At 43.5% G+C, this 14,075-nt stretch carries 12 protein-coding genes; 9 read left to right on the plus strand and 3 right to left on the minus strand.

Features of this window, described 5'->3' with window-relative positions; genetic code table 11:
• The 7 genes from secA to BSG1_RS16435 all read left to right on the plus strand — a co-directional run.
• Nucleotides 1–1,898: preprotein translocase subunit SecA (secA, locus tag BSG1_RS16405; RefSeq protein ID WP_006838280.1), on the plus strand; the 1,898-nt coding region annotated here is incomplete at its 5' end.
• 148 nt (nucleotides 1,899–2,046) lie between these two features.
• Nucleotides 2,047–3,148, plus strand: a protein-coding gene (prfB, locus tag BSG1_RS16410; RefSeq protein WP_156791514.1) for a peptide chain release factor 2 whose coding sequence is annotated in 2 segments (ribosomal slippage) — nucleotides 2,047–2,118 and nucleotides 2,120–3,148 — 1,101 coding nt in all. Because the reading frame shifts where the segments join, the coding sequence is not laid out codon by codon here.
• 377 nt (nucleotides 3,149–3,525) lie between these two features.
• Nucleotides 3,526–4,368: a YitT family protein gene (locus BSG1_RS16415; RefSeq protein WP_006838282.1), complete on the plus strand. Its 843-nt coding sequence runs from the start codon at nucleotides 3,526–3,528 to the stop codon at nucleotides 4,366–4,368.
• A 60-nt stretch (nucleotides 4,369–4,428) separates the two neighbouring features.
• A complete protein-coding gene (cccB, locus tag BSG1_RS16420; protein ID WP_006838283.1) occupies nucleotides 4,429–4,773 on the plus strand; it encodes a cytochrome c551 in 345 nt (114 codons plus the stop codon).
• Nucleotides 4,774–5,661: 888 nt separating this feature from the next.
• Nucleotides 5,662–6,348 carry a cell division ATP-binding protein FtsE gene (gene ftsE, locus BSG1_RS16425; RefSeq protein WP_006838284.1) on the plus strand — a complete coding sequence of 229 codons (687 nt, stop codon included), beginning with the start codon at nucleotides 5,662–5,664 and terminating at the stop codon, nucleotides 6,346–6,348.
• The gene (gene ftsX, locus BSG1_RS16430) at nucleotides 6,338–7,222 is read left to right on the plus strand and encodes a permease-like cell division protein FtsX (protein WP_044023050.1); all 885 of its coding nucleotides are present in this window, start codon (nucleotides 6,338–6,340) and stop codon (nucleotides 7,220–7,222) included. Before ftsE ends, ftsX begins: the two co-directional genes overlap by 11 nt.
• A 32-nt stretch (nucleotides 7,223–7,254) precedes the next feature.
• Nucleotides 7,255–8,634 (plus strand): murein hydrolase activator EnvC family protein, encoded by a 1,380-nt coding sequence (locus tag BSG1_RS16435; protein WP_006838286.1) that lies wholly within the window; start codon nucleotides 7,255–7,257, stop codon nucleotides 8,632–8,634.
• Nucleotides 8,635–8,862: 228 nt separating this feature from the next.
• On the opposite strand, the gene BSG1_RS16440 is transcribed toward BSG1_RS16435, so the two are convergent.
• From BSG1_RS16440 to BSG1_RS16450, 3 genes are read right to left on the minus strand one after another with little or no spacing between them, the layout of a single operon-like run.
• Nucleotides 8,863–10,074, minus strand: a complete 1,212-nt coding sequence (locus BSG1_RS16440) for a Ger(x)C family spore germination protein (protein WP_198008250.1) — start codon at nucleotides 10,072–10,074, stop codon at nucleotides 8,863–8,865.
• A gap of 11 nt (nucleotides 10,075–10,085) precedes the next feature.
• Nucleotides 10,086–11,183 (minus strand): GerAB/ArcD/ProY family transporter, encoded by a 1,098-nt coding sequence (locus BSG1_RS16445; protein ID WP_006838289.1) that lies wholly within the window; start codon nucleotides 11,181–11,183, stop codon nucleotides 10,086–10,088.
• Entirely contained in the window at nucleotides 11,180–12,727 is a 1,548-nt protein-coding gene (locus BSG1_RS16450; protein WP_006838290.1) for a spore germination protein, read from the minus strand. Before BSG1_RS16450 ends, BSG1_RS16445 begins: the two co-directional genes overlap by 4 nt.
• A 166-nt stretch (nucleotides 12,728–12,893) precedes the next feature.
• Here BSG1_RS16450 and BSG1_RS16455 point away from each other — a divergent pair, with 166 nt between their 5' ends.
• Together BSG1_RS16455 and BSG1_RS16460 are read left to right on the plus strand one after the other, a co-directional pair.
• Nucleotides 12,894–13,475, plus strand: a complete 582-nt coding sequence (locus tag BSG1_RS16455; protein ID WP_006838291.1) for a hypothetical protein — start codon at nucleotides 12,894–12,896, stop codon at nucleotides 13,473–13,475.
• Nucleotides 13,468–14,055: a peroxiredoxin family protein gene (locus BSG1_RS16460; RefSeq protein WP_006838292.1), complete on the plus strand. Its 588-nt coding sequence runs from the start codon at nucleotides 13,468–13,470 to the stop codon at nucleotides 14,053–14,055. The genes BSG1_RS16455 and BSG1_RS16460 overlap by 8 nt, the downstream gene beginning before the upstream one ends.
• Nucleotides 14,056–14,075 lie beyond the last annotated feature (20 nt).

The following is a 14,075-nucleotide window of genomic DNA, read 5'->3' on the forward strand; positions in this document are numbered from 1 at the left end:
AAGTCGACTCCATCCTGATTGATGAAGCCCGTACACCGCTGATCATTTCCGGCCAGGCGCAAAAGTCTACACAATTGTATCTGCAGGCGAATGCAGTCGTTCGCATGCTGAGCAAAGACACTGATTTTACTTATGATGAAAAAACAAAAGGCGTTCAGCTGACAGAAGACGGTATTACGAAGGTAGAGAAAGCTTTCAATATCGAGAACCTTTTTGACCTGTCCCACGTAACGTTGAACCATCATATCCTTCAAGCGTTGAAAGCGCATGTGAGCATGCAGAAGGATGTTGACTATGTCGTTCAAGACGAAGAAATCGTGATTGTCGATTCCTTCACTGGCCGTTTAATGAAAGGGCGCCGCTACAGTGACGGCCTTCACCAGGCGATCGAGGCGAAAGAAGGCGTCGAGATCCAGAACGAAAGTATGACAATGGCAACGATCACGTTCCAGAACTACTTCCGTATGTATGAGAAACTTTCCGGTATGACGGGTACGGCGAAAACGGAAGAAGAAGAATTCCGCAATATCTATAATATGAACGTTGTCGTGATTCCGACGAACAAACCGATTGCCCGTGATGACCGTCCGGATTTGATCTATGCTTCCATGGAAGGCAAGTTCCGTGCGGTAGTAGAGGAAATTGCCGAGCGCTATCAAAAAGGCCAGCCTGTGCTGGTCGGTACGGTTGCGGTTGAGACGTCAGAATTGATTTCAAGACTCCTGACGAAAAAAGGTGTCCGACATAACGTCTTGAATGCGAAAAACCATGAGCGTGAAGCGGAAATTATTTTAGAAGCAGGTCAAAAAGGCGCAGTTACCATTGCGACGAACATGGCCGGCCGTGGTACGGATATCAAGCTGGGTGAAGGTGTCCTTGACCTTGGAGGATTAGCGGTCATTGGTACAGAGCGCCATGAATCCCGCCGTATCGATAATCAGCTGCGCGGTCGTTCCGGGCGTCAGGGAGATCCGGGTGTGACGCAGTTCTATCTATCAATGGAAGATGAATTGATGCGACGCTTCGGTTCCGACAATATGAAATCCATGATGGAGCGGCTTGGGATGGCGGATGACCAGCCAATCCAAAGTAAGATGGTCAGCCGTGCGGTTGAGTCTGCACAGAAACGCGTTGAAGGTAACAACTTCGATGCCCGTAAACAGCTTCTATCTTATGATGATGTCCTTCGTCAGCAGCGTGAAATTATCTACAAGCAGCGTTTTGAAGTCCTTGACTCCGAAAACCTGCGTGAAATCGTACTGTCGATGATCAAATCTGTCATCACTCGTTCCGTTGAAGCGCATGCGCCGATCATTGAAGAAGAAGAGAAGTGGAACCTGCAAGGTATCATTGATTATGTCAATGCGACACTTCTTCAAGAGGGTGACGTGACCGTTGCAGACCTTCAGGGCAAAGAGCCTGAAGAAATGATCGAAGTGATTTACGCGAAGGTTCAGGAAAGATATAACGATAAAGAAGAAGAGCTCACTTCTGAGCAGATGCGTGAGTTTGAAAAAGTTGTCCTTCTTCGAGCGGTTGATACAAAATGGATCAATCATATCGACGCGATGGATCACCTTCGCCAAGGTATCCACCTTCGTGCGTATGGTCAGACCGATCCATTGCGCGAATATCAGCATGAAGGCTTTGCGATGTTTGAAAGCATGGTTCTGGCAATCGAAGAAGATGCTGCCCGCTATGTGATGAAAGCAGAAATCCGCAATAACCTTCAGCGCCAGGAAGTTGCGAAAGGGCAGGCTGTCAATCCGAAAGAGGACACTAGCGGCAAAACCAAAAAGAAACAACCTGTACGCAAAGCAGATAATATCAAACGAAATGACCTCTGCCCGTGCGGAAGCGGTCAAAAATATAAAAACTGTCATGGTAAAGTAGAGTAATTTTTTAACAAACTACCTGGCTTCTCTTTTGCATAAGAGGTGTCAGGTAGTTTTTCTGCGGGTACAGAAAAAGAGGAAACTTTGCGGCCAAGATGCAATAAGCGGTATAATATAACTTATGCTTACTATTTAATAAGAGGTGAATTTGATGGAACTTTTTGAAGTGAAATCACAATTGGAAACTACAGCCAAAAAACTGGCGGACTTCAGGGGGTCTCTTTGACCTCGAAAACAAAGAAGCACGGATAGCCGAACTCGATGAAGTCATGCTGCAGCCTGATTTCTGGAATGATCAGCAGCAGGCTCAGGGAGTCATCAATGAAGCGAACGGGTTGAAAGAACTTGTCAACGAATATAAAGACATGCAGGAAATGCAGGAAAACCTGGAAGTGACGTTGGAACTTGTGAAAGAAGAGAACGACGCAGAGCTTCAGGAAGAGCTTGTAGAAGAGACCAAGGATTTAAACAAACGTTTGAATGAATATGAACTTCAGCTTCTGCTGAGCGAACCCCATGATAAAAACAATGCCATCCTTGAGCTTCATCCTGGAGCAGGCGGAACCGAGTCACAGGACTGGGGCTCCATGCTTTTGCGTATGTATCAGCGCTGGGCTGAGAAAAAAGGCTTCAAGGTGGAAACGCTTGACTACCTTCCAGGTGATGAGGCGGGGATTAAAAGTGTAACGCTTTTGATCAAAGGTCATAATGCCTACGGTTATTTGAAGGCTGAAAAAGGGGTGCACCGTCTTGTGAGGATTTCACCATTTGACTCATCTGGACGCCGCCATACTTCATTCGTATCTTGTGAAGTCATGCCGGAATTCAATGAAGAGATTGAAATCGATATCCGTACGGAGGACCTCAAGATTGATACGTACCGTGCAAGCGGTGCCGGCGGTCAGCATATCAACACGACTGACTCTGCCGTCCGTATCACTCACCAGCCGACTGGTGTTGTGGTGACCTGTCAATCAGAGCGTTCTCAGATCAAAAACCGCGAACAGGCCATGAAGATGCTGAAAGCCAAGCTTTATCAGAAACGGATTGAAGAGCAGGAGCAGGAACTTGCGGAAATCCGCGGTGAGCAAAAAGATATCGGCTGGGGAAGCCAGATCCGCTCTTATGTCTTCCACCCGTACTCCATGGTTAAAGACCATCGCACAAACACAGAGATGGGTAACGTGCAGGCTGTCATGGATGGAGATATTAACGGCTTCATCAATGCGTACCTTCGTTCCCGGATCAACTAAATCAACAATTAACAAAAACCTTCCTATTATATGGAAGGTTTTTGTTATGTCTGCAATTCTTTAACACTTCACCGCACTACCAGGGACAGTCCCTCGTCGCGCACTAATGCATTAACACGTTAAAGTGGTAATATTTACAGCTTCCATCCCTCATGCTATACTCTCAAAGGCTGAATTAGAAAAAGACAAAGACCGACACGGAGTATAGGCCTTTCATCCTTTAAAGCACTAAGAGGGACTGTCCCTCTTCGCGCTTTAAAGCGGTAAAGTGCAGACACCCGTTTATGTTGAAAACATAGTTGTTGGTCATACTAATACTTAATACATCAAAGGAGAATCACGGGATGGGAAAGAAGGATAGAAGACGACGAGGGGAAATGCAAAACCCGATGTTTCACAAGATTATGGAATATGTTTATGTATTGGCAGGATCGGCTCTTGTAGCGATTGCCTTTAACGTATTTTTACTGCCAAATGAGGTCGCTTCCGGCGGCGTGAGCGGTATTTCTACTATAACTAAGACTGTATTCGACTGGAAGCCTGCCTTCGTTCAATGGGCATTCAATATTCCACTTTTTATCGCAGGTTTGATCTTTCTTGGGTTTCAATTTGGATTTAAAACAGCTCTTGGGACGATATTTCTTCCATTTGTCGTTTATCTAACGGAAGATTGGGAGGCTTGGACACTTGATCCGCTTCTTGGCGCACTGTTCGGAGGTATTGGAGTCGGACTTGGATTAGGGATTGTATTTAGAGGGAAGGCATCTACCGGCGGAACCGATCTTGCCGCACAGATCATTAACAAGTACTCTGGTTTATCACTCGGTACTTGCGTTGCGATCATCGATGGAATGATCGTTTTATCCGCTGCCATCGTTTTTGACATTGAAAGAGGCCTGTATGCCCTCATCGGACTATATGTGACAAGTAAAACCATTGATCTTGTTCAGGTCGGCTTTGGCCGTTCCAAAATGGCGTTGATCATCACGAACCGCCAGGAGGAAATCCGCGAAGGAGTTTTGAATAAAATCGACCGTGGAGTGACAAAACTATCTGCATACGGGGGATATACAGATGATGAGCGTCCAATATTGATGTGTGTCGTCGATCAACGGGAGTTCACAAGATTGAAACAACTGGTGAAAAGCATTGATCCGACTGCCTTCGTCATAACGATGGACGCTTCGGAAGTCCTCGGTGAAGGTTTTAAACGGGTGTAATCCTGGTATAATAAGGAATGGGAGAAAAACGCATTAATTCTCATTCTGGGAGGACTTATAATGAAGAAAAAGCTATTGGGAATTTTACTTGGTTCATCATTAATAATGGGGGCATGCAGTGATGCACCCGATGATTCAAGTGACGCAAACAACCCGCAGGATGCTGCTGAAAGTGCAATGGGAACGGAAATAGAGCCTGAAAAAATCGTCAATCAGAAATGCTCCAGCTGTCATGGTGGAGACCTTTCCGGTGGAATGGGACCGGCATTGAAAAATATCGGTTCTCAGCTGAGTGCGGAAGAAATTCTGTCTGTCATCCAAAATGGAAAAGGCTCAATGCCAAAGAATATCATTAAAGGTGAAGAAGCTGAGGCTGTAGCAGACTGGCTGGCTGAGCAAAAATAAAAGAAAGTCTTCGGGCTTTCTTTTTTTGGTTTTACAGGAGTTTTGCTATCACGAATTGAATCTGCAGACTATCCACCCTATCTCCAAAATTAAAATAAAAGGGTTTTAAAGGACTTTAATGCCTAGAAAGCAAAAATAAAGTTCACTAAGAGTTGTCTAAAGAATCAAAAACAAAATTTAATTCCTCTAAGAGAGTTCTAATATGCTCTATTATCTTCTTTTTATAAGGCTATTTTCGCATAATTGTTGCTTTCGGAAAAATCCCTAGAGCCGGATTTTTCCCCTGAATACGAGGGTTTTCCTTCTGAATAGGAAGAGTAGCTCTTTTCTTTCTTGCACACCAGGATATTCGTTACTATTTAAGGGGCTGTTTTTTAGAATTTATATCAAATAGCAACAAAGTTTACGAAAAGAGCCTTTTATAATAAAAGTCCCCAAAGAAATCACACATAAATTTAAAAGACATGTTTGAAACACTCGCAGGAGGGTAAACAAAAAAATCATTGTATTAAATGCTGCATCTCTATACCAACCGCCTCCATTAGATTAAATTTCGACAATCATACAAAACTAAAACCCCCGACATTCCTGCTCCCTTCTTTCGACACTCCATTCATTCACCTGCTATTTCCCTATACTAAAACCCTACTAAACTCCCTTTTTAAACAAATTCCACCCCTTCCAAATGAGGAAATATATTCTTATATTGTTGCATTTTGATATCAAAATGTAATATAAATTATCCTTAACTTCCTAGTCATTGATGTTATAATATTTTTAGAAAGTTATTAATTCGAGTTTTTTCTACATTATCTTATTTTTTATATACTTAAGCCTTGGGAAAAGACATCTTCGATTACTATAATGTTTAACTTAGGTGGTAAAAAAATGATCAAAATGAAAGACGTATATAAACAGTACCCTAACGGAATTATGGCCGCGAACGGATTCGACGTTCATATTAAACAAGGCGAATTCGTTTATGTTGTAGGACCGAGTGGTGCTGGGAAGTCGACCTTCATCAAAATGATGTACAGGGAAGAGAGAGCAACCAGGGGAGAAATCATCGTCAACGGTATTGACTTGGTTCAGCTTAAAAACAAACGGGTGCCATACTTAAGAAGAAATATCGGTGTGGTCTTCCAGGATTTCAAGCTTCTTCCGTCGCTGACAGTCTATGAGAATGTTGCATTTGCACTGGAAGTAATAGAGGAAACTCCTAAGAGTATCCAAAAGCGGGTCATGGATGTACTTGACCTTGTGAAGTTGAAGCACAAAGCACGGATGTTCCCGGATGAACTTTCCGGCGGGGAACAGCAAAGGGTTTCCCTGGCTCGTTCAATTGTCAATAAGCCTCAAGTCATCATCGCCGATGAGCCGACTGGTAACCTTGATCCTGAAACTTCATGGGAGATCATGAATGTATTCGAGGAAATCAATACGCAGGGAACGACCGTTGTAATGGCTACCCATAACCGGGAAATCGTAAATACTATCAAACACCGTGTAATTGCCATCGAAAATGGCAGAATCGTCCGGGATGAACAGCGAGGTGACTACGGTTATGAAGCCTAGAACAATGGGAAGACATCTTCGTGAAAGCGTGAAGAGTTTGGCAAGAAACGGCTGGATGACATTTGCATCCGTCAGTGCCGTAACAGTCACACTTCTTCTTGTCGGTGTGTTCGTCGTCCTGATGCTTAATATGAATAAAATTGCCACTGATATTGAAAAAGATGTAGAGGTTCGGGTACTTGTAGAGTTGGGTACTGAAAAGCCTCAAGTGGAAGAATTGCAGTCACAAATTGAACAGCTGGATGGAATTGCAAGCATTGATTTTTCCTCTAAGGAAGATGAATTGCGAAACCTCATGGAAGATATGGGGGAAGATTTCAGTCTATTTGAACAGGATAATCCTTTATATGACGTTTATATCGTAAAAGCAGAAAATCCGGTAGAAACGAAAAGAATTGCGAGTGAAATTAAGAGTTTTGAAAATGTAAATGATGCGCTTTATGGGGAAGCCAAGATTGAAAGATTATTCAGCTTCCTGCAAATGAGTCGCAATGTTGGTTTGGTATTGATAATCGGACTTCTTTTCACGGCTATGTTCCTGATCTCCAACACCATTAAGATTACGATCGTTGCCCGCAGAAAAGAGATTGAAATCATGAAACTCGTCGGTGCTACAAACTGGTTTGTACGCTGGCCGTTCATCTTGGAAGGTTTATGGCTGGGGGTTCTCGGCTCTATCATTCCAATAGCAGTAATTTCAACAGGCTATTACTACGCCTATCAGTTCATTGAACCAAAGTTGCGAAACCATTTTATTCAGATACTGGAATATACCCCGTTCATATATCAAGTAAACTTCCTGGTCATCCTTATGGGATGCCTGATCGGAGCATGGGGAAGCTTTATGTCCGTCAGAAAGTTTTTGAGAGTTTAATAGGTTGATAGAAGCCGAAAGGAGCATGTCGCTTGAAAAGGAAATCATTAGTCACTTTATCGATAGCAGCAACACTAACAATCGGAAGTCTACAAACTACAGGATTCACAGCCAGTGCAAATTCTTCACTGTCTGATTTGAAACATAAACATGAAGATGTTCAGGAACAAAAAGAAGAGGTAAATTCAAAGATTGACGAAAAGACTAGCGAAATCAATGCCAATATCTCCCGTCAGGAAAAGATCAAAGCAGAGATTGCTGCTTTAGATACAAAGATCCGGGATACTGAAGATAGAATCAACGAAAAAACAGCTGAAATCGATAAAACAAATGCAGAAATCGAGAAGCTGAAAGAAGAAATCATTGTACTGGAAAATAAGATCGCAGAAAGAAATGAACTTCTGAAAGAACGTGCCCGTTCCATGCAGGAAAAAGGCGGTTCTGCAAGTTACATGGATGTATTGCTTGGGGCTGAAAGCTTCGGTGATTTCATCAACCGTATCACTGCCGTCAATGCGATTGTAAGTGCGGATAAGAAAATCATTGAGGAACAAAAAGCAGACCAGGCCCAACTTGAGAAAACAAAAGCTGAAGTAGAGGACAAGCTTGCGCAGCTTGAAGAGGCAAAAGCAAACCTCGTTTCTCTTAAGAAAGACCTGGACAGCCAAAAAGGTCAGAAAAATGAGTTGTTCAAAGAACTTGAAGCAGAACAAGAACAACTAAAAGAAGAGAAGACTGAATTGGTAGCCCATGCGAATGAGCTAGCAAAGGTGGAAAAACAAATCGGCGGCCAGATCGAGGCAGAACAGGCCCGATTAGCTGAACTTGCCCGCCAAAAGGAAATCGAGCGTAAGAAAAAGCTTGAAGCCCAGCGTAAAGCTGAAGCTGAACGTCTCGCAGCCCAAAGAGCAGCAGAAGAGGCAGCAAGACAAAGTTCAGGCGGTAACAGCGGCGGTACCTCTGTCTCAACACCTGCACCTGCTCCAGCCCCGGTAGTAGAAGAAGGCAGATGGACAAGACCTTCTGCTGGATACATCACAACAGAATTTGGTTATGATGTCCTGAACGGAAAACCCCGTTATCACTATGGCGTGGATATCGCTGCAGGCGGACATGTTCCGATTGTCGCGGCAGCTGACGGCTATGTAATCAAAAGTCACTACAGCTCTAGCTATGGTAACGTTGTGTACATGACTCACTCCATCGATGGACAAACGTTCACAACGGTATACGCTCACATGTCAGGTTCATCGGTGAGCAGCGGACAGTTCATTGAAAAAGGCCAAAGAATCGGTACAATGGGTAACACAGGATATTCCTTCGGTCAGCATCTTCACTTTGAACTGCACCAGGGATCATGGAACGCAAGCAAATCCAATGCGGTCAACCCGCGCAGATATATCAATATGTAATTCAATGTAAAACGCTGAAAAGGCATCAACCTTTTCAGCGTTTTTTATTTATATTCTAACAGCCATAAGTTCAGAAGTGGCATGATGCTGATAATACACGCGAGCATTCCTACCATGACCGCTCCGAGCTTATTTTGATCTTTCCAAATCAGTCGTGCATAGCGTAAAGAGTAGTAAGCCAAATACAAACATAAAATCATTGTCAGCCAGAACATAGGATCACCACCATTAGTCTCTAATCTCTTCTTTATCGCGCGGTCTCAGCAGTTTTCCAAAACCTTCAAGATTCACATGCATATTCACTTTCACCTCAGCATCAGGATAGGCTTTCATCCAGTCATACTTTTGATACTGCTGCAGGTTCAGGAATTTTCTTCTTGCTGTCAGCGACCAATTGAACGCTTCTGCCTTCAGTTCCTCTTGTGTTTTTTTTACCAATCGGTTTGCAAGTAATTGGAATCGTTCCTCTATATGTTGATCAAGCTGTTCTTGCTTTTCAAGATTGTCCACATAATTGATCATGCTTGGTATCGAGAGGATTCTTACATCCAGCCACGCATCGACAGTAATAATTGGCTTGGGCTTGCTCACGTCTACCTTTACATTGGTTTTTGTATTAGTCACCTTCCCTGTAACCCGAAAGTTCTCCTTGATTGGGTCAGGAAAAGTGAAGGCAATATCTTGAGGATTCAGTCTCTCGCTTAAGAAGGTCTTGATCCTGACTTCTTCCCCGGTTAACGTCCCGATCATTTTCCCGCCCCGAAAAGCGGCACTTCCGATGAGTTGTACAGGAGTCCCCCCTTTTTTATAAAGTTCTCCAGGCAAGTAGTTATCCTCATTATTCTTTATAACCGGATCGATCTCTTCCGCTGTCGTATAGGTTGCAAGGGCGAGTCCTGAATCCGCCTCAATGTCATGAAGGACCGTTTGTAAGTCGGATTTAGGGACAAGGGCATTCGTGTCCCATCGTCGGGAAATGAAATCATAGAACTTGTGCGGGCTGGCTTCAAATACGGGTTTGTTGTTCCGAAGGTAATCGCTCGCCCTTTCCTTGGATACAAGCAGAATCATATCTCTTCTGACTTCAGGATCTCTCCCCAGTGTGCCAATACTTCCAAGGAATTTATCTGAACGTGCGAACGCTTCACTGACTACCAGAGCCTTTGTGTGATAAAAATTGATATTCCGGGTTTCTGAAACATTAAGCATGTCCCGGGCAGAAATGAGGTCCGGCATTCTGATTGTAATGGTCTTGAATTCCTCAGAACCCGGCTGGCTCCCTGGATCGCCGGCCAGAGGATCCGCCAGCTGATAGGTGATGTCCAAGCCGGTCTGTCCTTCCTCCGGCAAATCAATGCCGATGACAAGCACGAAGCCTTCTTCCTCGAGTTCAATTTTATCCGCACAGCCAGTCAGAACTACCAAGCATAGCGTTAACATCAAGAAAAGTCTCATTTTTTAAACTCACCTCTCAGTTTCGCTACGATCAAGAGAGTGATAGGAATAATGAAAAGAAGCACGGATGTACTCATTAAGATGACGTTACTTCTAAGCAATAATACATTGTGGACCACATTTTCCGGAAGCAGACCGAGCATGATGGTGAGCCCCGCAAAGGGTAAGATAAGAGGCTCAAACTCCTTAATTTTTGCTGTATAAGCGAAGAATGCCGTTGCAATATAAAGATAGACAGCGAATCGGATCAAGCTGGCTACACTCCAGAAAGCAAAGAATAGCGCTTCAATATGAGAAACATATCTGCCGAAAGTGACCATCCGCGATATTTCATGAAAAGGATAGGAAATAAACTCGATGGATGGATAGTCAAAGTACATGATATAAACGGCAAAGAAAATCATTAACTCTAGTGTTGAAACAGCCAGGCCAAGAAGGGTGGCTTTCTTGAATGTTTTGTAATCTTTAAAAAAAGGAAACAGAATCGAGAAAAACAGCAGATCACTTGTTATGGATGCATAGCTGGCTCCCTGAAAGGCAATTTCCTTCAGGCCGAACCCTGTCAGCGGAAATAAATATCCGAAGTAGAGGTCACTCCAGAGAAGGACGATGATAAAAAACAATGATACTTTTATATAAGGAAATGCAATCAAGGCCGTTCTCCCGATGGCCAGCAGTCCGCGGTTGGCCAGGAAGTAACTCGATCCGACAAGTACAAAGAACAAGTGGGTTGAACTGGTCGATTCAAAGTACATTGTATTGATAATATCCACATAGCTTCTGCTGTCTACGACCGTTGCAGCATAGGCTGCCAGAAATAGCGTCATCCCGATGAGAAACCCGAAAAAATTACCCGTAACCTTATAAGAAATATCAATGATATTCCGGTCCCCATAATGCTTCAGGAGGATCAGTGTGCAGGTCAGCGGAATCAACATGATCAGCCCGGAAACGAGTGGAATCATCCATGCTGCTTGTGCCGTCTTTTTATATAGAAGGGTTGCTGTCATATCCGTGAACTTGATACCGAGAGTGATGGTGATCAGCGCAAACAATTCCCGGGTACCAAGCTTTCTGTCCTGAGGAGAAATCATTCGTTGCTATCTCCTTTCGGCTTTTTCATCTTCTCCGCCTCAAGGGGGAAAACATTCAATGGGCGCAGCCACTGTTTCCAGATCGGAGGCCGGACCACAAGATCCTTTGACGACTTATAATGAGGTGCCATTGGTGAAAGAAAAGGCACATCAAAGGACGTCAAGGTGGATAGGTATCCGACACACAATGTAATGCAGATGCCTATGCCTAAAAACCCCCACAAGCTTCCGAAAATGAGGAAGATATAAGTGGACAGGCGAATCATATAGCTGAATGACAGGTTTGGAATCGCGAAGGAAGCCAACCCCGTAACCGCAATGACAATGACAAGGATAGGGCTGATAATATTCGCTTCAACCGCTGCCTGCCCAAGAATCAACGCACCCACAATCCCGATGGTAGGCCCAATCGGACTGGGAACCCTAACGCCGCCTTCCCTGATCAATTCAAAGGCCAACAAAAGCATGACCACTTCAAAGATAGCTGGAAAGGGTACCTCTTCACGGGTGGCTGAAATGGCCAGCACTAAGTCAGTTGGGAGCATTTCAATATGATAATTCGTCACTGCTATATAGATGGCAGGTGTCATGATGGTAATAAAAATGGCCATTAATCGAAGGAGCCGTGTGAAGTTCCCATATGGCCATCTTGCATAATAATCCTCTGATGTATGAAAAAAAGACCAGAACGTCACCGGCAGAATAAGGCTGCTCGGTGAACTGTCCATCAACAGCACGATATGGCCTTCATTAATGAAACTGACCGCTCTGTCTGGTCTCTCTGTATACAAAACAGTAGGTACCAAAGAGTAAGGCCGTTCTTCAATATGCTGCTCAAGAAGCCCAAGATTCTGGACTTCATCGGAATTTATTTGTTTTAAGCGCTTTTTTATTTTTTCGAGTAAATTGGGGTTGGCAACATCATTCAAATATAGGATTGCGACTTGGCTCAATCCTTTATCACCGATTGTTACGTATTCTGTCATCAGTTCTGAGGATCTCAATTGTTTTCTGATCAAGGAGATGTTCACAGAAATGGACTCAATAAACGCTTCTTTCGGTCCTTTTAAAACGGCTTCATCTTCAGGTTTTTCTACGCCCCTTTTTTCAAAGCCCGCTGTACCGAATAGATAAGCATGATCTTCGCCGTCCACAAAAAGAGCAGAATTCCCCATTAAGATGTTGGAAATGATGTTTTCATAATTGCATTCCTCTTTAATATCTTGAATCGGGATGCAGTTGGAAAAAAAATCAAGGTTGAGCTTATCCTCAGTATTTTTGTTAGGAAAAGGAGATATAAGGTTAGGAATCAGTTCTTTTTCAATGACCTGACGCTGACTCATTCCGTTCATGAAAAAGAGAACAGCCTTCCTGTTAAAAACAGAAATAGTGAAAGGCCTGACAGCCAAGTCCTGATTGACAGGATGATTGAATGTTTCCCTTAATTTAGCAGTATTATCTTTGAGCGAAGAGGATATTCCCGAACAATCCTGGTTTCCTTTTTCCTTGTCTTTTTGCCGATTATTCTTAAGCAAATCCTCCACCTCCTTTACTGATTAGAATGTGCAAGAATTACTTTGTTATGTAATTATTGGTTCTAAAGAATGAAATAAGTCTTGCTCGATTTTTAAAAGAGGAGTTATGGGGTGGGGGCTGGTATGATAGAGGATAGAAGGAATTACTATATACATTAGTCAGGCAGGTGTTAGTTTGAATTGGCATAGCATAGGGGCATTCAGTTTTCCCTCAACTTGGGGTGCACTGATTGCAGCATTTTTTGTAACAGGAATCTTTTTGAGGATTTATTATGACAAAAATGACTGGTTCGGGAATACAGTCTTTTGGTTTATCCTGACATGGAAGTTCAGCGTGATTTTGTTTGATTTTACAGGTGTCATCAATCAGCCGCTTTCAATCCTGTATTTCAATGGTGGTTTAAAAGGTTTTTGGCTTGGTGTCGCAGTATCCTTGATATACATATATATCAAAGGAGAGAGGGAGCAACTCTTCATTGCATGGGCTTTGATTATCCTGGTGTATGAAGGGGCCTTGGAATTCCTGGTAGACAGTGCGTCAATATTGAGTGCGGTCAATATTTTGATTGGATTTGTATTCTTTTATCTTCTTTTGACAAAAGGAAAAAAGGAAATATGGTTGTTGGTGTTCCTGGGACTGCAGCTGCTGATCAATTTCTCTCTAGGGACTTTGATCACAACTGAGAGCATGGCTTATGTGCTGGTGACGATGGGTCTGCTGGCAATTGACAGATTAAGGAGGGTTTCTCATGAATAAAAAGATACTGGGAATAGGGCTTGTATCGGTTCTGGTCGGCTTGTTTGTCGGCAATATCATCATGAATCAGGTTTCTAAAAAAGAAATCGAAAAACAGGTGGCCGAGCAATTGGAAGAATCAGGTCTGGAGACTGAGTTTGGCAGCGGTGGTCCTGGCGAAGGGGATGCCGCGCCGGATTTCACTTTAACGACATTAAGTGGTGAAGAAGTATCGCTGTCTGACTATAAAGGAAAGAAAGTGATCTTGAACTTTTGGGCAACCTGGTGTCCACCGTGCAAAGCGGAAATGCCTCATATGCAGGATTACTATGAGGAATACCATGAAAAAGCGAATGTCGAGATGCTGGCTGTCAACCTTACCACGATTGACGAGGGAAGGGCAGCGATTGAAGGATTTGTCGAGGAATACGGACTGACATTCCCGATCCCACTCGATGAAGAAGGAACACAGGGAACCATCTATCAGGCGCAAACCATACCAACCTCGTATATGATTGACACAAACGGAACCATCCAGCACAAAATCGTCGGCCCCATGAACAAGGATATGATGATTCAGTTGGTCGACTCCATGGAGTGAGGAAGTGACTTTAGCACTTT

Origin of the sequence: Bacillus sp. SG-1, from assembly GCF_000181495.1 — a bacterium.
Taxonomy (GTDB): domain Bacteria; phylum Bacillota; class Bacilli; order Bacillales; family Bacillaceae_B; genus Rossellomorea.